Origin of the sequence: Wolbachia endosymbiont of Phyllotreta cruciferae, from assembly GCF_918697765.1 — a bacterium.
GTDB lineage: Bacteria > Pseudomonadota > Alphaproteobacteria > Rickettsiales > Anaplasmataceae > Wolbachia > Wolbachia pipientis.
Window position 1 is genome coordinate 328,898 of the sequence record NZ_OU953855.1, and the last position, 19,946, is coordinate 348,843.

Sequence of the window (19,946 nt, forward strand, 5' to 3'; positions counted from 1 at the left end):
TGGTTTATATTATTTATAATACTGTATTGTAACGGACTTATCAATAACTTAAAACATGTATTGAAAGATTTTAGGTAATATGCAGCAACAGTAGAAGAACGTGCGCCAAAAATTTAATAATTTTATAGGGCTTATGCACTTAAATTTTTTGCAATATCAAGTGCAGCGTAAGTAAATATTGCACTTGCACCCGCACGTTTGAAACCAATCAAAGATTCATAAATCACCTTGTCATAATCTAGCCAGCCATTATTTGCAGCAGCTTTTATCATTGCGTACTCACCGCTTACTTGGTAAGCAAAAATCGGAAAATTAAACTTATCACTTGCTGTTTTGATAATATCCAAATATGGCATACCCGGTTTAACCATAATAAAATCTGCACCTTCATTTATATCCATTTCAATTTCGCACATTGCTTCGCGCGCATTTTTATAATCCATTTGATAACCACTTTTGTCTATAGAATGTGATAGCCCACATGAACCAACGACTTGCCTGAATGGAGCATAGAAGCTAGAGCAGTATTTCACTGCATAAGATAATATTAATACGTCTTGAAAGTTGTTATCATCTAATGATTTTCTGATTCTTCCTATTCTACCATCCATCATATCAGAAGGAGCAACTATATCACATCCTGCTTTCGCTAAAGCAAACGCTTGCTTACACAGCACTGATATAGTTTCATCGTTTTCTACATCCATCTGATTATCTTTTAAAATGCCGTCATGGCCGTGAATAGTGTATGGATCCAATGCAACGTCTGCAATAATACCAATTTCAGGTACCTTTAATTTTACAGCACAAATTGCTCTGCAGATTAAGTTGTCAGAATTATATGCTTCCTCAGCGTTTTCAGATTTTAGTTTACTATCAACTACAGGAAAAATTGCAACAGCATTAATCCCTAAATCTTTAGCTTCCTTAACTATAGACACTAATCCATCTATTGAATAACACTTTACGCCTGGTAAGCCAGAAATTGGTTCAGTTGTTTCTTCTCTGTCATGAACAAACAGAGGAAGAACCAGATCATTTACTGATAAACTATTTTCACTTGTTAAATTGCGAACCCATTTGCTCGAGCGCCTGCGTCTTAATCTTGTATTTGGGAAATTAAACATTGGATCCAGGCAAATTCCCAGTAAAGAGCAACACCCCTGAAATGAGTATCACCCAAAACACTGATATTGGTAAAAATACTTTCCAACCAAGGCGCATTAGCTGATCATATCGATAACGAGGTATTGTTGCTCTAATCCAAATAAATACGAATAAAAGTATAATTATCTTCAAAACGAACCAAATTAAACCTGGAATTTTATAAAGCAAACCAAGTTCTAACGGAGGATACCATCCCCCCAGAAAGAATATTGTCATCATAGCACTTGCTAAAATCATATTTGCATATTCTCCAAGAAAAAAGAGGGCAAAAGGCATGGATGAATATTCAACGTTATATCCAGAGACAAGCTCTGCTTCAGCTTCTGGTAAATCAAATGGGTGACGATTAGTTTCTGCAAGCAAAGAAATAAAAAATATTATTCCTATAGGCATTAGTAGTAAATCAACCCAAAATGGCATATTGTGTTTCGCTACCACCATCTCTCCAAGATTTAATGTTCCAGTGGTAATAACGACTGTAGCAACTATTAAGCCTATTGAAACTTCATACGAAATCATCTGAGCAGCCGACCGTATAGCGCCAAGAAATGCATAATTAGAATTGCTTGACCAGCCTGCAATAATTACGCCGTATACTCCCAGCGACGATATAGCTAGCACATAAAGCACTCCAACATTAATATTTGCTATAACCTTAGGAATCACTAATTGCTGGCCATTTTCTACAATTACTTCAGCACCAAACGGTATAACTGCCCAGGCAATTAATGCTAAGATAAAGGTAAGCATTGGAGCCATAATGAACAGTATGGTGCTCGCTCTAAATGGTATTATCGGCTCTTTAATCAGTAGCTTAATAGCATCTGCAAATGGCTGCAATAGCCCAAAAGGTCCAACTACACTTGGGCCGTGCCTCAGTTGAATTGCAGCAAGGACCTTACGCTCAAAGTATGTCAAATATGCAACTGAAAGTAGTAGCGGTACTAAAATAAATAAAATATTAACTAGCGTGTTCATAAAAAGCTTTAGTACAATCTGCCATTATTTTTGAAGCGCGACTTATTGAATCCGTCATATAAAAATTACACTCCTTTAAAGTAAAAGGTGTATTACTTAAATTTATTTTACCATTGCTAATTGGCACCCATGTGTTTTTTATCACTTGATCAGCATTTCTAAACTGTGGACCGATAGTATCTAATTTTTTTCTCACGTCAAATAAACTATCATATGGTAAGGAGAGATCCAAATATTGCGAGAGATTTTTAATAATTAACCAGTCCTCCTTTGCTTCACCTGGAGGAAATACAGCTAAATTTGTTCTTTGCACTCGACCTTCAGTGTTTACATAAGTTGCATATTTTTCTGTATATGCAGCACCAGGCAAGATAACATCTGCCACATGTGCACCCTTATCACCGTGATGACCTTGATAAATTACAAATGTGTTTTCTAACTTTGATGTGTCAATTTCATCTGCACCAAGAAGATAAACCACTTCTATTTCACCACTTTCTGCATGTTCCAATATTTGATTAATATCCCTTTCGCCTTTTTTAGGAACAAACCCAATATCTAGCCCACCAACTCTTGCTGCAGCTTTATGCAGCACATTAAAGCCATTCCAGTCATCTCTGACCATGTTAAATTCTTCTGCAATTTTGCCAGCTAGAATTAGAATTGATTCAGAATCGTCTCTTACTAATGCATCTTGACCGATAATCAGCATAGGGCTCTGAGCAGCACTCAGCAGCTTACAGAACTTATGATTTCCATTTGCTATTTCACTCAAAATATCAGGATTATCGCCCAATTTCTCAACATGATACAAATATTCAATGTTAGGACCAACACTTGCAACAGGAAAGTTGCCCTGTAAATATCTCTTTCTCAATCTTACGTTAATGATCGGTGCTTCTATCCTTGGGTTTGTATTTATAAGCAGACACAAATCCGCATTCTCTATACCTTCAATAGTGGTATTGAACACATACGATCCACGATTATTTGGTATAAGTTTTGCACCATCCTGCCTGCAATCTATATTTCCCGAGCCGAGCTTCTGCATCATTTCTTTAAGTAGAAGCATAGACTCACAATCTGCTAAATCACCTGCAATTGCAGCTATTTTATTTGATTTTGTATTCTTTAATTTCTTTGCAGCAACAGTTAATGCCTCATTCCAATCAACTGGGGCTAATTTACCATCTTTTTTTATATAAGGTCGATCAAGACGCTGAACTTTTAGTCCATCATAGGCAAAGCGGGTCTTATCTGATATCCATTCTTCATTTACCTCTTCGCTCAGCCTTGGTAATATCCTCATAACCTCCGGGCCACGATAATCAACTCTAATTGCGCTACCCACAGCATCTAGCACATCTATAGTCTCACAATGTGATAGCTCCCATGGACGCGCTGTAAAGGAGTAAGGCTTTGAAGTTAAAGCTCCTACCGGGCAGAGATCTATGATATTTCCGGATAATTCAGAACTAATATGCCTTTTTATGTAAGTGCTAATCTCTACATTTTCTCCCCTTCCGATTCCTCCAAGTTCATTTGTACCTGCAACATCAGACAAAAATCTAACACACCGAGTGCAATGAATGCATCGATTCATCGCAGTCTCAATCAGTGGTCCGAAGTGTTTTTTTGGCACAGCCCTCTTATGCTCATCAAGTCTGCTGGTTCCTTTCCCATAAGCCATCGTGATATCTTGCAAATCGCATTCACCACCCTGATCGCAAATTGGGCAATCAAGCGGGTGGTTAATTAGCAAAAACTCAAGCACACCTTCACGTGCTTTTTTAACCTTAGGTGTATCAGTGTGAATAACCATCCCTTCTGCAACTGGCATTGCACAAGAGGCTACTGGTTTTGGAGGTCCACCCTCCACTTCAACCAAACACATTCTGCAATTACCAGCAATTGCTAAACGCTCATGATAACAAAAACGTGGAATTTCAACGCCCACGACTTCACAAGCTTGAATTATAGTGAGCCCATGCTCTACTTCACATTCCTTAGAATTAATAGTAACTTTAACCACAATTATTATACAGCTTCCCACTTTATAGGATTGCCGCTTACCTCATCTTCAACCAGATTGCCGTTGTCATATTGAGCAGACATATAATTCATGCGCGAATCACGATCTATATATCTAACAGGTTTTACCGGTTTATCTTTATACATTTTTTGCTCAGCTTTCTTACGCTGAGTAGGGTTATTTTTACTAGCTGTCTTTGCTTTCCCACCTGCTGCCATATAAACTCCTAAAAACTTTTCATTCTATTTTAACACTTAAGTATATAGCGTCAATATTTAATAACTTTAAAATTTCAATAGATCTCTTATTATAATCATTTTACAATCATTGTTTAAATAAAAAGTTACCCCTTGATGCCATTCCAGCGCATGACGCACAGCTGTACGAACATTGCAATTTGCAGGCAATTTGCGTGGCAGATTCAAGTAGCTGACACTGGTTTCCATCCAAGACAGCAGTAGCCCTTTCGGTGTTATTTCAGTGCTTGACACTGAAATCCAGGATTTTGATTGGATACTGAGTTGGTAAGCATAAAAGTGTAGCTAACGCGAGCTCTACGTCATACCGCGATTTATTCGCGGTATCTCAAAGCATAGATCCCGCTAACACGTAGCGGGATGACGATTGTCGTTTAGCTATAAACATTAAGAAATTTACCAAACGAAAAAAAAGGCAAAAGAAGCCCCGTGGTCATTATCCGCTTTAAAATATTGGCGTTTTTTATGTTTTAAACGCTTGACAAGCGAAATTCAGCTGCTTTTAATTGCAACTAACCTACGCTGCAAATGTTTAAGAAATTTACCAAGCAGAAAAAAAGACAAAGAATCCCCGAGTTAGCTAGTCTTTTACTATCTTTGTCGAGTATTGGCATTTTTTGATGTCTTGTAACGCTTTGTAAGCGCGTTCAGCTTATTTAGATAAAAATCTAGATGTAGATGAAGTTTTGTAAAGACATACAGTATTTATATACTGCAAAAAATTAAACATAAGACGCCGATACATTAAGTAATCCTTACCTTTTAATCTGCAGATTGGCGAAAGCAAATACAATAGCTTCAGTTTCATGATAAGGGGGCTGGCAGAGTTTGTCAAGTAAGTTTTTTCGTTTCTGCAGGCTACTTTCCGACACCAGTGGTGTTAAGTATTCGTACAGTTATTGGTGTTATCAAGATACTCCCTAACCTTCTTCAAATCCTCCCAGGCTAAACGTTTTTGCATTGGCTGACGCAGTAGGTAAGCTGGATGAAATATAGCGGCTGTGGTGATTGCATTGGACAAATATTGGTTAGTGTACGTATGAAATCTACCACGCAAATTCGATATAGTTTTTGTGCTGTCAAGAAGGCTATAACACGCAATTCCACCAACTAAAACCAAAATCTGTGGTGAAACTAGTGCAATATGCTTCTCAACAAATGGTCTGCACATATCAAGCTCTAGGTCGGTTGGCTTTCTATTGCCAGGTGGGCGCCAAAATACAGTATTGCTTATGTATACCTTAGTGCGATCAAGATTGATTGCATTTAACATTTTATCGAGCAACATTCCACTTGCACCACAAAATGGTATGCCTTGAAGGTCTTCATTTGCTCCTGGAGCTTCACCAACAAGCATAATTTTTGCGTTTGGATTACCATCGGAAAAGACAGTATTAGTTGCAGTTTTTTTTATCTCACAACCTTCAAATGATTCAACTGCACTTCTTAATTCATCCACACTACCACATTTACCTGCAAGTTTCCTTGCTTCAATTATCCAGTCACTTGGAAACATGTCTTTTCCATCTTTAGTGTCATCCCAGCGCGTATCTGCATCTTTCTTCTGGGTCCCAGTTTGGATAACAGAGGGTTGTACACTCTCTTTGCTCTCCAATTTTTTTTCCTCTTCACCCTCCATTAGTGTGCAATCAACGCCCACTTCATGGTAAAATTTTAATAATTCTAGGTCTTTATTGCTCATAATGCTTTTTAACCTTTTGTGCTTTTTTCATGGCCATATCATACTTTAATTTAGATAAATGTCTAATATATAATATGCCGTTTAAGTGATCTAATTCATGCTGAATACACCTTGCAAGCCAACCACTAGCTTTTAGTGTTTGTTCTTCATTATCTAAGTCTTTATATTTCACAGTTAGATACTTTGGACGCTTAATTTTATGACTTTGCTCTGGAATTGAAAGGCATCCTTCCTTGAGAATTACTTGTTCATCGGATAATTCTGTAATCTCAGGATTAATCATGTAAAATTTGCCAGTTGAGCCATATCCTGCTGGCTCATTTTCAATTGTTTCTAGCTGAACATCCACAACAAAAATTCTCTTTAACACCCCAACTTGCACTGCAGCAAGGCCAAGACCTTCTGCATCATACATAGTTTCGAACATGTCGTTTACTAATTCTTTAATTTTATCGTTTATATCTGTTACTTCACTGGCACGTGTGATTAGTCTTTCATCAGGGGCAATTACAATTGGTAATATGGACATAAAAATTATAATTCTATGTTTTGCTTTTCCTTTTGTCCAGAATTTAGTGTATATTAAAATGTTGCTATATCTATAATAGAAATATAAATTATTAAAGAAAGCTACAATTTAAATGAAATTGCGTAATAAGGTTAACTAATGTACTCTGCAGTAATAGCAAAACCAAAGAGAAATGTTTTTGCTGTTTTAGACATAGGTACAACAAAAATTATCTGTCTAATCGTTAAGATAAATGGCAACTTCAGCTATAAAGTAACAGGAACGGGTTATAAGATTGCAGAAGGTGTAAACGGTGGATCAATAACTAATGTAAAACACGCAAATTACTCCATCTCATCAACTATAGGTTTAGCTGAACAAGTATCAGAAGAAACCATAGATCAGATATATGTGAACATTGCTGGATGTGGCATCTCATCTTTCAATGTACATAATGAAATTATTGCAGCTAACCATGAGATTTCTGAGCGTGATATAAGACGTGTAGTTTTTCAAACATTTGAGAAATATATTGAAGACAATGTTATCATTCACAATATACCACTAAAATATCACTTAGATGACATGACTGACATAAAAGAAGTTGGTGGATTGTACGGAAAAAGACTATCTGCTGATGTTAATGTTGTCACTGCTTCGCGTCCAGCGCTTACCAATATTGAAAACTGTATTACCAATAATGGTGGATTAAATATGGCAGGTTGTATTGCTTCTGCATATTCTGCAGGTCTTGCCTGTCTGAGTGGAGATGAAAAAGAGCTCGGGACTGCTATTGTTGATATAGGCGGTGGGTGCACTGCAATTGGAATTTTCAAAAGAGGGAAACTTGTGTATGCAAGCAGCGTTCCAATTGGTGGTGTTCATATCACTCGAGATATTGCTTACGGGCTATGCACAAGCATAGAACGTGCAGAGTATATAAAAATACTGTATGGCAGCACTATCGTAACTTCAATAGATGAGAATGAGTACATTACAATGCAAAACAACGAAAATGATGAACCTACTCAAGTATTCAAATCTGAGCTTATTAACATCATAAGACCAAGAGTTGAAGAAATACTTGAAATGGTAAGAGAGCAATTTCAAGAGCAGAAAGATCCAATTAATAAAGTAGTGATCACAGGTGGAACTAGTCAACTCACAAGCATGAAGGAAATTGCAGGCTATATATTCAATAAGCAAGTTCGAATTGGGTGCCCTGAGTCTTGTAGCGGTCTTGATGGCGAATATGATAAAAATCCTGTATTTTCTGCTGCTATAGGCTCTATAAAGCTAATAGTTGACACTTTTTATAAAAATAATTCTGGTATTTTAGGTCAGGATGGTAAAATGAGTAAATTGTATAATTGGGTTAAATCAAAAGTTACAGTCTAGATTTCTGTTTTACCACCTTTCATACAAATGACTTGACACTAGGATCCATAGGACTTATTTTTATAATATGTAAAATTATTATGTTTATGTACTTGCGAGTAAGCGTACCAATTACAATAAGACATGGAAAATATGAACATAACTATACACTCACAAGAAGATTTTGAATTTATGCGCAAGGCTGGCAGGCTTGCTGCTGAAACTCTTGATTTCATTGCACCGTACGTAAAGGTAGGGGTGACAACTAATGAGTTAAATGATCTATGTCATGATTTTATAATTAATGCAGGTGCAATTCCAGCACCACTAAACTATAGGGGGTATCCAAAATCGATTTGCACTTCAAAAAATGCAGTTGTGTGCCATGGTGTTCCCGATAATAAACCACTTAAAGATGGAGATATTTTAAATATTGATGTCACGGTGATTTTAAATGGCTGGCATGGTGATACAAGTCGCATGTTTTGGGTTGGCAAGCCATCAATAAAAGCAAAACGCTTGTGTGACGCTACTTATCATGCATTGATGGAAGCAATCAAACAAGTTAAGCCCGGCAATAAGTTAAATGAAATAGGGCTTGCTATAGAGAAATATATTAGAGATTTTGGATATTCTATCGTACGCAGCTACTGCGGACATGGTATAGGAAAAGTCTTTCATGCTCCACCAAATGTAGTGCATTTCTATGATCAAGATGAAAATCTCGTCTTGAAGGAAGGTATGTTCTTTACAATAGAGCCAATGATTAATGCTGGAAAACATGAGACTCTGCTCAGTAAACTCGATGATTGGACAGTGACAACACGCGATCTTTCACTTTCTGCTCAATTTGAACATACGCTCGGAGTAACAAAAGATGGTGCTGAAATATTCACATTATCACCTAAAAATTGGCACTTCCCGCCTTATAATTAGATTTTTTTAAATTCTGCTATACTGCAACTATACTTGGTTTACTTTGGGTAATTTGTTGTCTAAGTGAAGAAGGTCGCCCTTCCTCACTCGACTGCAAAACCGTACGTGAGACTTTGCGCCTCATACGGCTTCTCTCTAATTTGGTGCTTTTCATGCACACCTCCTGTGTAATTCATCGTGACAATGTCCATGTAACAAAGATAAGTTTGTGATCATATTGTTTCGTCTATTCCGGTCTTTGTGATGTATTTCTATTGTATCATCACTTTTAAACCATAGTCTACAATTATCGCATTTACTTTGTTGCAACCTCAATAATTTTATTACTCCTAGTGGCTTATCTGGTATTTTTCTCAGACGTTTACCCCAATATACCCAATCACCATCATATGGGGATCTGGTTTTTTGCACTTTGATATGTCGTTTAATAACATGATCGCTGTGTATAGTAAGACGTACCTTGTTACTTGTCATAAAGCGCCAGTTTTCGTTATTATACTTCTTAAAGTACTTTCTTTTTATCCAGCATCTCCCTTTGTTTGGGTGCCTAAAAACTGCCCACTTCCAGAGTTTTCTATGCATAATATTATCCAATGAGCTAAAGATTTTACATGAAACTACCGAGGAGTAATATTGACTCCATCCTCTGTTTATTGGATTGAGATCCTTTATCACACGTTCTTGTGGTGCTCCACGCATTTCTCTGAGTTTATGTTTAATAGCTAGTGTATGCTGTTTTATAGAATTACGACTTGGTTTGATTAATAACTTGTAACCTTTCTTACTTTCTTTTATTGGATATTGTCTTATTGAAAATCCAAGAAAATCAAATCCTGGTTTTGTTTCGTCAATGGTTCTTAATGTATGAGAAACTCTTGTTTTAGAGGGCTTGTATTAAACAAGACTTGATCTGACACTTTAAAAAAGTAAGTTATAAAATAATAAAAGAAAGGAGTGTTAGAAATGAGTACAATACAAACAAAAATACTAAAACCAAAGCTAGGGTTATTAGAACTAGCAAAACAACTAGGAAATGTATCTCAAGCATGCAAAGTGATGGGATACTCAAGAGATACATTTTATCGATTCAAAGAGTTGTACGAAAATGGAGGAGAAGAAGCATTACATGAGATAAGTAAGAAAAAACCTCTATTAGCGAATAGAGTTTCCGACGATATAGAAAGAGCAGCGATTGGTATAGCAACAGAATTTCCAGCATATGGGCAAGAAAGAGCTGCAAATGAACTGAGAAAAAGAGGTATAATAATTTCTCAGGGAGGAGTGAGATCTATATGGCTGAGAAATGATCTTGAAACTTTCAAGAAAAGACTTAAAGCACTGGAAGCAAAAGTAGCTCAAGATGGAATTATATTAACCGAAGAGCAACTTGCAGCTTTAGAAAAAGTTAAAGAACAAAGAGAAGCACATGGTGAAATTGACACCGAACATTCAGGTTATTTGGGTTCTCAAGATACCTATTATGTAGGTAATATAAAAGGTATAGGAAGAATCTACCAGCAGACCTTCATTGATACTTATTCTCGAGTAGCATTTGCCAAGCTTTATACAGACAAAACGGCTATTACTGCTGCTGACTTGCTGAATGATAGAGTGATACCATTTTTTGATGAGCAAAATGTGCCATTATTGCGTATCCTTACAGACCGAGGAACAGAGTATTGTGGTAAGCCTGAAAATCACGCTTATCAGCTTTATTTGGGAATCGAAAATATCGATCATTCTAGGACCAAAGCCAATTCTCCACAGACTAATGGCATATGTGAAAGGTTTCATAGAACTATGCAAGATGAGTGTTACAATATTATCTTCAGAAAGAAAATCTACAATTCTTTGGAAGGTCTACAGATTGATGTTGATTATTGGTTGCGTTCTTACAATGAAACAAGACCGCATTCAGGTAAATATTGCTATGGTAAGACGCCTATGCAGACTTTTCTTGATAGCAAACATGTTGCTTTTCAGAAAAATATTAGTAGCATTACACAAGAGACTGATATTAGTTTTGACTACCTCAATTCTTCTGTCAGTTAATTCTTGTCTGTCAGATTAAGTCTTGTCTTTTACACTTGAAGTTAAAATAATTGCTTAGCAAACAATAGGTTTCATGTAATGGTAACCCTATAACGGAAGAGTAGGAGCCGCGTAAGAACAATACGAACACTCCAGCTAGGCCTTGTATATTGCATCCCCCCGCCCTATTTTTCCACTCTTCTGATGCTAAATAATACTTAATTTCTTGTTCACTGAGACGTTTAAATTTCACTATTGTAACCACAGTCCTGATATGTTGTTTAGATTGATCGGGAGTTAATAGACATACACTGGTGTATACTCTATGCCTTCTTCCTGATAACAAGCGGATACATTTTTCTGCTTGCTCAACGTTTTCAGCTTTGAGCAATATCCTTCTACCACAAGCAACAACTGTATCAACACCAAGCACAAAGTAATTTGGATTTGAGCTTTGTATTTTCTCCGCTTTACTTTTTGCCATACGGATTGAGTAATCCTTCGGAAGTTCCTTTTTTAAAGGGGCTTCATCTATATCTGCTGGCAAAATTAAACCTGGCTCAATGTTTATTTGTTTTAGTAAAGCTATACGCCTTTTCGATGATGAAGCAAGAATAAGATTATTTAGAGATCGTTCTGTCACTTGTACCTTTAAGCCTTCTAATGATCCTACCCTTTCTCGCATTCCTATCGTAAATGCTCATCTCAACTAACACCCTATCCCCTATAATGATGCGTATTTTACTTCTTCTCACTTTCCCTGATACATGACAGATAATCTCATGTTCATTGTCCAGTTTCACTCTAAATTCTGCTGCAGGTAGTAAAGCAGTTACTGCCCCTTCCACTTCAAAAATTGTTTTCGATTTCTCGTCTTTTATCATATGTTATATTATAATTTAATAATCTTTTTTAGTCTACTATAGATTTTAAATTATTATCAACACAAAAGACCTTTTGCGCCCCACTTAAGTTGCAACTTAACCCCAACCATCTTCACAATGATACCCTACCTACGTTTCTACTCTCTGCCACCTTCTCAATAGAACTTATAGGACTTATGTTGAAAGATAAATCATTATCACAATTTTCTTCATCGCTATCAAGTCCACTATCAACGCTTAAAGATCTGAGTAATGTTGTCTTCTCTCTCAGTGGAACATAAGACTCATTATCAACGCTTGAAGATTTGGATAACCTTTTCTTCTGTCGTGGAGCATTACCAGACTCATTAGAAATTTCTCCCGTTAATTGATTGTTGAAGCTCCTTTGTTCATCAGCACGAATTTTTTCTTCCAGTCCATCAAGCATTCCTACCAATTCATCACCCCATTCATTTTCTTCTTCTAATAATTGTTTACACTTTTCTTTCTCACGCTCTAGCTCGTTTCTTAACTCTTCGACTTTATCTTCATCTTTAGTGAGTTCAAGTGTAAGCACCTTATCTCCTGGAAATTCCTCGTACTCGTTTTCTAGCTCTTCAATGTTGAGTTTTAGTCTCTCTTCTCCAAGTGTATCTTGTAAATCGCTATCCTGCCTATCTGATTCTTTAATCTTTTGCTCAATTTCTACTTGTACCTTATATTCCTGATCTAATTCTCTTAGCTGATCTTTCAAGCGCTCTTTCTGCTGGCGTCGTTCAACCATTATCTGTTCCGCATCTTCTCGTGCTTGATTTAGCTCTTTTTCCAAATTCTTCTTTCCTGCATTAACAATTTTCAGCTCTTCCTTTAGCTTTCTTTTTTCTTCATATACACCTTTAAGTTCTTGTGCTTTCCCTTGTAGCTCTTTTAACACACCTGCTAATTCTTCATTTTTTTGTGCCAGTTCAGTTTGCAATTCCGTGTTTTTTTGCTCCTCTTTTTCAAACCTGTCTTGTAAATTGCTATTCTGCTTCTCTAACTTTACAATTGTTTGATTAGCTTCTGCTTGGGTTGTTTCTAGTTTCTCCTGTAGTCGCTGATTTTCTTGTATTAATTCATGGTGCTTTTTATTTATCACTTGCAACCCTGCTTCTATTTCTCGCTTCAATTCAACAGCTTCTTTTTTCAAATTTGACATTTCTTGCTTCAATTCAACGTTTTCTTTGGACAGCATCCGATTATTTAAAATCAATTCATCCATTTGTTGTGAAGCAACTTCTGTCTGAGTTCTTACTATTACCCACAAATATAAATGTTTGTTGCATAGCTCTTAATGGCATAACTTTTGCTTGAAATAACTGTTTATATGGTGCAATTTACAGCTTTTAGTTGCTAAAATTATAACTCTTAGTTTAATAATTTTAATCTAATAAGCTTTCAGGTTAATAAAATTAAATTATTTGAGTAAATACAATACTATGTTTTTATTTGTGGGTAATAGTAAGGTCTGAGTTCCAGTGTGCTGTAAATTGACTTCCGTTTGAGTTTCGATTTGTTGTGAAGCAACTTCTGTTTGAGTTTCAGTGTGCTGTAAATTGACTTCCGTTTGAGTTTCGATTTGTTGTGAAGCAACTTCTGTTTGAGTTGATGCATTGCTATTAATAGAAGGAGGAAGGCTATTGTCAGCATCAACTTTAGGGTCTAATTCCCCCTCTGGTTCCTCGCGATAGGCCGCTATAGACTCATTTTGAAAATTATTATTAGCAGTAGGTACAACATCAGCAGCCTTACCTTTTTCTAGTACAGCATCATATAAGGAGAGACCTTGAATATATAATTCATCGTTTTGCTTTATTAATTCTAAGATCTCATCCGATAGCACAAAATCTTCATCATTAAATTTTAGTACTTCAGTTATGCCATCGCTACTCACATTCATAATCATGGTACACATTTCGGATCCATCCTTTACAGGCCAAGTGCTTTTCATTTCATAATATGCGCCCTCTTTAAATTCATAATATCTTGTATCTTGAAAAAAGCATCTAATGCTTTAAGCTTAAGCATTAGATGGAGAAGGGAAAAACTCTGGGCAATACCTTAGATATAAAATCTGTGGGAAAGAAAAGAGTTCCCTTCTCAAAAGTAGAGGCTGGACGGACAATGGCGTCAACTTAAGAACTTTCATTAGCAAACTCTCCTAAAGACATGATGGCGTTTGGGCTTATCTACCTTATCGCGGCTATACAATCGTCCCGGTCGGATTTTAACTTTAGCGCGTATACTTGCTCTATCAAAAAGGGCTTGAAAGTTTTTTGGCGCAATAAGTACCTGATAGAGTTTCTGCCTCATTACACCAAATAAAACTGAAAAATTTAAACGATACTCAGCAATTTGATCTGGATTCCAAGGCCCTTGTGCATCACACATATGAAGCGACAATATATTACACATGACTAAGTTTGCCCAAAATTCTTGTAATACAGCCTCTAAATTTACGCCAGAAAAATTCTCTAACTCTGCACCTATTTTGAGTCGTTTATAGCACTCCTCTATATGCCACCTTAATACATAAGCTTTGCTGATATCTTCCAAAGTAAATTTTTCTCGATCAAAAAGTGAAGTAACCAATACCTCTGTTTCTCCGTTGGCTAATGTCAGCACTATTACTCTTACTTTCTGTCCTTTCATTTTATTTTTTAGCTTTTCATTTTCTAATATAAAATCGAAATCTAATTCTCCAGATGCAATTCGTTCCCATAGCTTGCTATAATTTCTTTTTTGCAAGCGAAAAATAAAATCTACTTCCAAATCATAATGCTGCTGAATGAATTTTACTGAAGACGATCATAGATAAATAATAATTTCTCTTGATTTAATAAACGCATTTGAGTGATAACTTCGGGTAATTGCTCTTCCGCCAACGTTTGTTCACCTATATTCCAAGCCGCAAGACGAGCACTACAAATCAGCGAAGTACACAAATCAACAAACAAATTGCCAATGGTGGCATTGTGCCTGTTGTTCCATTTGGTTTAAAGCTTACTATTACCCACAAATAAAAACATAGTATTGTATTTACTCAAATAATTTAATTTTATTAACCTGAAAGCTTATTAGATTAAAATTATTAAACTAAGAGTTATAATTTTAGCAACTAAAAGCTGTAAATTGCACCATATAAACAGTTATTTCAAGCAAAAGTTATGCCATTAAGAGCTATGCAACAAACATTTATATTTGTGGGTAATAGTAAAGTCTTTATATGAGAGTCAAAATCCAAATAACTTGTATCTTGAACTGAAAAGACCAACTGGTTTCCTTTTATTCTTTCCTTAGTTTCTTTATAATGGGAAGAATAAATTTCCTTATCTTCAAGCTTTTCATTGCTAAATAATCTATATGCACCCTTAGCTTCTTTCCACCCACTACAGCTTTGATTAATTGAACCAGATGCCTTACCCTCTATGCAATAACTTGTTTTTATAAGCCTTTTATTAAGCCTTTTATCTCCCAAATTAATGTGTTTTAACTCTCTTTCCAGCCATTTATCCCATAAGTGTTGAAAGTAACACAAAAAAGACATAAAGAACTATTATTGCAAGAAAATGGAGGCAATAATGGATCAAATAGAAAGAGTACTAAATTTAATAAAAGATGAGGATTTAGAAAGGCTAGGAAAATTAAGTGAAGTAGATAAATGTAATACTAAATTGTTGGGCAAGATTATATTTAAAGGTCTAATGAAGTTAATATTAATGGGGCAAAAAACAAGCCTAAGAGCGCTAGAAATGGTAATAAACAGGTGTATAATGGATAAGAATAGCGATAAAAGTACAGTAACATACAGTGGTTTGTCAAAAAGGTTAAAAGTTATAAATCCAGAATATTTTAAGGGAGTATATATTGATTTGATGAGCAAGATTAAAAAGCTATTACCCCAAAAAACATCAAATAACTTACATAAGTTTGATTCGACGATCATAAATTTATCGGGATATCTCATAAAAGATGGGCTAAAAATAGGCGGTAAAAGTAACGACAGTCAAGTTAAAGTGAGTGTAGGATTAAAGGATCAATTGCCGACAAGTATAAGATTTTGTAAAGGACAAGAAGAAAGTAGTGAAGATATAGCATTAGTGAGAGCAATTAATGAAGCTAAAGTTGAAAAAGAGGATATTTTATTATTTGATAGAGGAATCAGAAAAGTTGGAACTTTTGCCGAATTTGATGAAAAGGAGTACAAATTTATCACAAGAGTTAAAGTAGGAAGAAAACATGATGTTATAAGCAGGAACAAAGTTATAAGAGAACAAAAATCGGATGGATCAGAGATTTTAGAAGATATAATAGTTAATCTTTATCGTGCACGAGGTAAAGTGGCAGAAAAGCATGATCTACGGCTAATAAAAATCAGAAATAAAATTGGAGATGAAATATGGTTTTTGACAAACTTGTTTGAAATGCCAGCTTATGAAGTAACAGAGCTATATAGGCGCAGATGGGATATAGAAGTGTTCTTTAAATTTATAAAGCAAAATCTTGGATATAAGCACTTTTTAAGCCATACTATGAATGGCATGAAGGTGTATATTTACATGATTATTATTACGGCTTTGTTATTTCTTGTTTATAAAATCAAAAATAATCTACATGGGTTCAAAATAGCATTACTGCAATTCACATTGGATCTAAATGACTCTTTTATACGTTCGATTGTTTTACTGTCGGGAGGTAATTTACATGCCGTTGATCATCTCATATCACGTTATTTTTGATACTTTCAACACTTATGGGGCGCTGGGATGACACCCTCCTGCTAGACAATGTTCGTACAGTTGTACATTTACCATGCAAGTTACCTGAAAATTGCAATGTTCGTACACTTGACTACTTGGATCTAGTATGATTTAATTAACCAAGAAGTAGGCATGAAAAAATTATGTAGTGAACCAGTTTGCATAACACCAGGAGGAAAATATGGATAGAAAGACGAGAATAGAATCAGACAGCTTAGGGGAAGTAAAAGTACCAAGTGAACATTACTGGGGAGCGCAGACTCAGCGTTCTTTAGAAAATTTTAAGATTGGCACAGAAAAAATGCCAGAGCCTCTGATTAAAGCATTAGCAATAGTAAAACTTGCAGCAGCGCGTGTTAATATGAAACATGGTGTTATAGATGATAGGGTAGGGGACGCAATTTGCACAGCCGCGAGGGAAGTAATAGATGGCAAATTTAATAATGAATTTCCGCTTGTTGTTTGGCAAACCGGATCCGGAACGCAGACTAATATGAATATGAATGAAGTGATCAGCAATCGTGCAATAGAGATTTTAGGTGGTAATTTGGGTAGTAAATCTCCAATACATCCAAATGATCATGTGAATTATGGTCAGTCGTCAAATGACACCTTTCCAACAGCAATGCATATAGCAGCAGCAGAGCAAATAAACTGCTTGCTTATTCCAAATCTTGAAAAATTGCATAAGGTGCTGGATAATAAGGTTCAGGAATTTAAAGATATAATAAAAGTAGGACGTACTCATCTGCAAGATGCAACGCCCCTAACACTAGGACAGGAGTTCTCTGGCTATGCAGTCCAGATTAAAAAGGGGATAGAGAGAGTAAAATCAACTTTAAGTGATATATATGAGCTTGCACAAGGTGGCACTGCGGTTGGCACGGGACTCAATACTAAAAAGGGTTTTGCTGAAGATTTTGCAAAGCAAGTTGCAGGAATTACTAACCTTCCATTTACTTCAGCAGGCAATAAATTTGAAGCGCTAGCAGCAAATGATGCTTTAGTTGAGCTCAGTGGAACACTCAATACAGTAGCAGTCAGTTTAATGAAAATTGCAAATGATATAAGGTTGCTTGGTTCTGGTCCAAGATGCGGAATTGGGGAAATAATGTTACCGGAAAATGAGCCTGGTTCTTCAATTATGCCAGGTAAAGTGAATCCAACTCAGTGTGAAGCGGTGACTATGGTATGCACTCAAGTTATGGGAAATCATGTTGCTGTAACCATTAGTGGTTCAAACGGTCATTTTGAATTGAATGTGTTTAAGCCAGTGATAATTTACAATGTTTTGCAGTCTATAAGACTTTTAGCTGACGCAAGTTTAAATTTTACAGAAAAATGTGTAGTTGGTATTAAAGCAAATGAAGAGAGGATAAAAGATTTACTGAATCAGTCGTTGATGTTGGTCACTATATTAAATACGCATATAGGGTACGACAATGCAGCAAAAATAGCGAAGCTTGCTTATAAAGAAAATATCACTCTAAAAGAAGCAGCAGCAAAACTTCAACTGCTCACTGAGGAAGAGTTTGAAAGGATAGTGAAACCAGAAGAAATGGTAAATTATTTGTAACCGCTCACACTTAATTCTTCAATCTCACTAATAGAAAGGCCAGTAAACTTGACAATAGTGTTAACATCAACATTATTATCTTGCTTTGTCTACCTTATTTTGCCGCTCCCCTGAACGGACAATGGCGTCAACTTAAGAGCCTCCATTAGCAAACTCTCCTAAAGACATGATGGCGTTTGGGCTTATCTACCTTATCGCGGCTATACAATCGTCCTGGTCGGATTTTAACTCTTATTATTACCCACAAATATAAATGTTTGTTGCATAGCTCTTAATGGCATAACTTTTGCTTGAAATAACTGTTTATATGGTGCAATTTACAGCTTTTAGTTGCTAAAATTATAACTCTTAGTTTAATAATTTTAATCTAATAAGCTTTCAGGTTAATAAAATTAAATTATTTGAGTAAATACAATACTATGTTTTTATTTGTGGGTAATAGTAAGATTTTAACTTTAGCGCGTATACTTGCTCTATCAAAAAGGGCTTGAAAGTTTTTTGGCGCAATAAGTACCTGATAGAGTTTCTGCCTCATTACACCAAATAAAACTGAAAAATTTAAACGATACTCAGCAATTTGATCTGGATTCCAAGGCCCTTGTGCATCACACATATGAAGCGACAATATATTACACATGACTAAGTTTGCCCAAAATTCTTGTAATACAGCCTCTAAATTTACGCCAGAAAAATTCTCTAACTCTGCACCTATTTTGAGTCGTTTATAGCACTCCTCTATATGCCACCTTAATACATAAGCTTTGCTGATATCTTCCAAAGTAAATTTTTCTCGATCAAAAAGTGAAGTAACCAATACCTCTGTTTCTCCGTTGGCTAATGTCAGCACTATTACTCTTACTTTCTGTCCTTTCATTTTATTTTTTAGCTTTTCATTTTCTAATATAAAATCGAAATCTAATTCTCCAGATGCAATTCGTTCCCATAGCTTGCTATAATTTCTTTTTTGCAAGCGAAAAATAAAATCTACTTCCAAATCATAATGCTGCTGAATGAATTTTACTGAAGACGATCATAGATAAATAATAATTTCTCTTGATTTAATAAACGCATTTGAGTGATAACTTCGGGTAATTGCTCTTCCGCCAACGTTTGTTCACCTATATTCCAAGCCGCAAGACGAGCACTACAAATCAGCGAAGTACACAAATCAACAAACAAATTGCCAATGGTGGCATTGTGCCTGTTGTTCCATTTGGTTTAAAGCGGCCAAACTCGGATACAATTTCCTCAGAGCTGGGTAATCTCATACCAGAACCATCTGCTGCAATAAGTCTATAGCCTCTCCAACTCAGGTTCATCCTGATAGGCTGTTTGGATGCTTAAATTCTTGAAAGCCTGTATGGCAAATCTTATACCTTGCTTTAGAAAAAGCTTGCTTTGAGGGTACATGTCAATGGCTCCATAAGTTCACATTCTATTCCCAAACTTTTTTTAACTAACTTTAAAATCATAGAAAATACTGTCGAAAAAGGAAGTTTTCTTGTTCGTGTAAAACTCAACACAATGGATTTTCTGAAAAGTTTTCGAGTATATTGCATTTTTAATTTGTAAGATAAGATCTTTTCCTTTTTGCATGCCTCACCTAAAAAAGACACATTTTAAACTTTTTTGTTGCAATAAAATAGAAACAAAAGTGCTGTCCCTTGCACTCTTTGGATAATTTAATGATAAAAAATTTAGAGAGAAATTTTATACACTA

At 35.7% G+C, this 19,946-nt stretch carries 18 protein-coding genes and 2 pseudogenes; 5 read left to right on the forward strand and 15 right to left on the reverse strand.

Annotated features, from left to right (window positions below; genetic code table 11):
- Positions 1–131: 131 nt before the first annotated feature.
- The 6 genes from hemB to def form a co-directional block, all read right to left on the reverse strand.
- Positions 132–1,127: a porphobilinogen synthase gene (hemB, locus tag NL281_RS01560; protein ID WP_151807767.1), complete on the reverse strand. Its 996-nt coding sequence runs from the start codon at positions 1,125–1,127 to the stop codon at positions 132–134.
- Positions 1,120–2,145: an NADH-quinone oxidoreductase subunit NuoH gene (nuoH, locus tag NL281_RS01565; protein ID WP_253303474.1), complete on the reverse strand. Its 1,026-nt coding sequence runs from the start codon at positions 2,143–2,145 to the stop codon at positions 1,120–1,122. The genes hemB and nuoH overlap by 8 nt, the downstream gene beginning before the upstream one ends.
- Positions 2,129–4,177: an NADH-quinone oxidoreductase subunit NuoG gene (nuoG, locus tag NL281_RS01570; RefSeq protein ID WP_253303475.1), complete on the reverse strand. Its 2,049-nt coding sequence runs from the start codon at positions 4,175–4,177 to the stop codon at positions 2,129–2,131. Before nuoG ends, nuoH begins: the two co-directional genes overlap by 17 nt.
- 5 nt (positions 4,178–4,182) lie before the next feature.
- The gene (locus NL281_RS01575) at positions 4,183–4,395 is read right to left on the reverse strand and encodes a hypothetical protein (protein ID WP_006279675.1); all 213 of its coding nucleotides are present in this window, start codon (positions 4,393–4,395) and stop codon (positions 4,183–4,185) included.
- A 919-nt stretch (positions 4,396–5,314) separates the two neighbouring features.
- Positions 5,315–6,136, reverse strand: coding sequence for a uracil-DNA glycosylase (locus tag NL281_RS01580; protein WP_253303476.1), 822 nt, complete (start codon positions 6,134–6,136; stop codon positions 5,315–5,317).
- Positions 6,126–6,665 (reverse strand): peptide deformylase, encoded by a 540-nt coding sequence (gene def / locus NL281_RS01585; protein WP_253303477.1) that lies wholly within the window; start codon positions 6,663–6,665, stop codon positions 6,126–6,128. The genes NL281_RS01580 and def overlap by 11 nt, the downstream gene beginning before the upstream one ends.
- Positions 6,666–6,803: 138 nt before the next feature.
- On the opposite strand from def, the gene ftsA reads away from it, so the two are divergent.
- Together ftsA and map are read left to right on the forward strand one after the other, a co-directional pair.
- On the forward strand, positions 6,804–8,042 hold the full coding sequence (gene ftsA, locus NL281_RS01590) for a cell division protein FtsA (RefSeq protein ID WP_010962406.1): 1,239 nt from the start codon (positions 6,804–6,806) through the stop codon (positions 8,040–8,042).
- 132 nt (positions 8,043–8,174) lie between these two features.
- Positions 8,175–8,957: a type I methionyl aminopeptidase gene (gene map, locus NL281_RS01595; protein ID WP_006279681.1), complete on the forward strand. Its 783-nt coding sequence runs from the start codon at positions 8,175–8,177 to the stop codon at positions 8,955–8,957.
- 16 nt (positions 8,958–8,973) lie between these two features.
- On the opposite strand, the gene NL281_RS01600 is transcribed toward map, so the two are convergent.
- Both NL281_RS01600 and NL281_RS01605 read right to left on the reverse strand, forming a co-directional pair.
- Positions 8,974–9,111, reverse strand: a complete 138-nt coding sequence (locus NL281_RS01600; protein ID WP_253303478.1) for a hypothetical protein — start codon at positions 9,109–9,111, stop codon at positions 8,974–8,976.
- Positions 9,108–9,809 (reverse strand): group II intron maturase-specific domain-containing protein, encoded by a 702-nt coding sequence (locus NL281_RS01605; protein ID WP_370274046.1) that lies wholly within the window; start codon positions 9,807–9,809, stop codon positions 9,108–9,110. Before NL281_RS01605 ends, NL281_RS01600 begins: the two co-directional genes overlap by 4 nt.
- A 111-nt stretch (positions 9,810–9,920) precedes the next feature.
- On the opposite strand from NL281_RS01605, the gene NL281_RS01610 reads away from it, so the two are divergent.
- The gene (locus NL281_RS01610; protein WP_253303703.1) at positions 9,921–11,009 is read left to right on the forward strand and encodes an IS481 family transposase; all 1,089 of its coding nucleotides are present in this window, start codon (positions 9,921–9,923) and stop codon (positions 11,007–11,009) included.
- Between the two features lie 10 nt (positions 11,010–11,019).
- On the opposite strand, the gene NL281_RS01615 is transcribed toward NL281_RS01610, so the two are convergent.
- The 6 genes and pseudogenes from NL281_RS01615 to NL281_RS01640 all read right to left on the reverse strand — a co-directional run bounded on the left by NL281_RS01615 (position 11,020) and on the right by NL281_RS01640 (position 15,437).
- Entirely contained in the window at positions 11,020–11,631 is a 612-nt protein-coding gene (locus NL281_RS01615) for a Maf family nucleotide pyrophosphatase (RefSeq protein WP_253303704.1), read from the reverse strand.
- Complete coding sequence (gene infA / locus NL281_RS01620) at positions 11,609–11,872, reverse strand: translation initiation factor IF-1 (protein ID WP_007550159.1); 264 nt, start codon at positions 11,870–11,872, stop codon at positions 11,609–11,611. Before infA ends, NL281_RS01615 begins: the two co-directional genes overlap by 23 nt.
- 112 nt (positions 11,873–11,984) lie before the next feature.
- Complete coding sequence (locus tag NL281_RS01625; protein ID WP_253303480.1) at positions 11,985–13,157, reverse strand: hypothetical protein; 1,173 nt, start codon at positions 13,155–13,157, stop codon at positions 11,985–11,987.
- 150 nt (positions 13,158–13,307) lie between these two features.
- The gene (locus tag NL281_RS01630; protein WP_253303481.1) at positions 13,308–13,841 is read right to left on the reverse strand and encodes a hypothetical protein; all 534 of its coding nucleotides are present in this window, start codon (positions 13,839–13,841) and stop codon (positions 13,308–13,310) included.
- A 197-nt stretch (positions 13,842–14,038) separates the two neighbouring features.
- Positions 14,039–14,891, reverse strand: a pseudogene (locus NL281_RS01635) (transposase); the annotation flags it as partial.
- 153 nt (positions 14,892–15,044) lie between these two features.
- A complete protein-coding gene (locus NL281_RS01640; RefSeq protein ID WP_253303482.1) occupies positions 15,045–15,437 on the reverse strand; it encodes an IS4/Tn5 family transposase DNA-binding protein in 393 nt (130 codons plus the stop codon).
- Positions 15,438–15,459: 22 nt separating this feature from the next.
- On the opposite strand from NL281_RS01640, the gene NL281_RS01645 reads away from it, so the two are divergent.
- Both NL281_RS01645 and fumC read left to right on the forward strand, forming a co-directional pair.
- A complete protein-coding gene (locus NL281_RS01645; protein WP_253303197.1) occupies positions 15,460–16,629 on the forward strand; it encodes an IS4 family transposase in 1,170 nt (389 codons plus the stop codon).
- A 202-nt stretch (positions 16,630–16,831) separates the two neighbouring features.
- Positions 16,832–18,226 (forward strand): class II fumarate hydratase, encoded by a 1,395-nt coding sequence (gene fumC / locus NL281_RS01650; protein WP_253303483.1) that lies wholly within the window; start codon positions 16,832–16,834, stop codon positions 18,224–18,226.
- Positions 18,227–18,671: 445 nt separating this feature from the next.
- Here the strand turns inward: fumC and NL281_RS01655 are convergent.
- Positions 18,672–19,822, reverse strand: a pseudogene (locus NL281_RS01655) (IS4 family transposase); the annotation flags it as partial.
- Positions 19,823–19,946 lie beyond the last annotated feature (124 nt).

Bases quoted from the DNA above. Each gene is read 5' to 3' on its own strand.
- NL281_RS01630 (WP_253303481.1), bottom strand. From the start codon at position 13,841: ATGAAAAGCACTTGGCCTGTAAAGGATGGATCCGAAATGTGTACCATG.
- def (WP_253303477.1), bottom strand. From the start codon at position 6,665: ATGTCCATATTACCAATTGTAATTGCCCCTGATGAAAGACTAATCACA.
- NL281_RS01645 (WP_253303197.1), top strand. From the start codon at position 15,460: ATGGAGGCAATAATGGATCAAATAGAAAGAGTACTAAATTTAATAAAA.
- nuoH (WP_253303474.1), bottom strand. From the start codon at position 2,145: ATGAACACGCTAGTTAATATTTTATTTATTTTAGTACCGCTACTACTT.
- map (WP_006279681.1), top strand. From the start codon at position 8,175: ATGAACATAACTATACACTCACAAGAAGATTTTGAATTTATGCGCAAG.
- hemB (WP_151807767.1), bottom strand. From the start codon at position 1,127: ATGTTTAATTTCCCAAATACAAGATTAAGACGCAGGCGCTCGAGCAAA.
- fumC (WP_253303483.1), top strand. From the start codon at position 16,832: ATGGATAGAAAGACGAGAATAGAATCAGACAGCTTAGGGGAAGTAAAA.
- NL281_RS01580 (WP_253303476.1), bottom strand. From the start codon at position 6,136: ATGAGCAATAAAGACCTAGAATTATTAAAATTTTACCATGAAGTGGGC.
- NL281_RS01575 (WP_006279675.1), bottom strand. From the start codon at position 4,395: ATGGCAGCAGGTGGGAAAGCAAAGACAGCTAGTAAAAATAACCCTACT.
- NL281_RS01610 (WP_253303703.1), top strand. From the start codon at position 9,921: ATGAGTACAATACAAACAAAAATACTAAAACCAAAGCTAGGGTTATTA.
- ftsA (WP_010962406.1), top strand. From the start codon at position 6,804: ATGTACTCTGCAGTAATAGCAAAACCAAAGAGAAATGTTTTTGCTGTT.
- NL281_RS01600 (WP_253303478.1), bottom strand. From the start codon at position 9,111: ATGAAAAGCACCAAATTAGAGAGAAGCCGTATGAGGCGCAAAGTCTCA.
- infA (WP_007550159.1), bottom strand. From the start codon at position 11,872: ATGATAAAAGACGAGAAATCGAAAACAATTTTTGAAGTGGAAGGGGCA.
- NL281_RS01640 (WP_253303482.1), bottom strand. From the start codon at position 15,437: ATGTCTTTTTTGTGTTACTTTCAACACTTATGGGATAAATGGCTGGAA.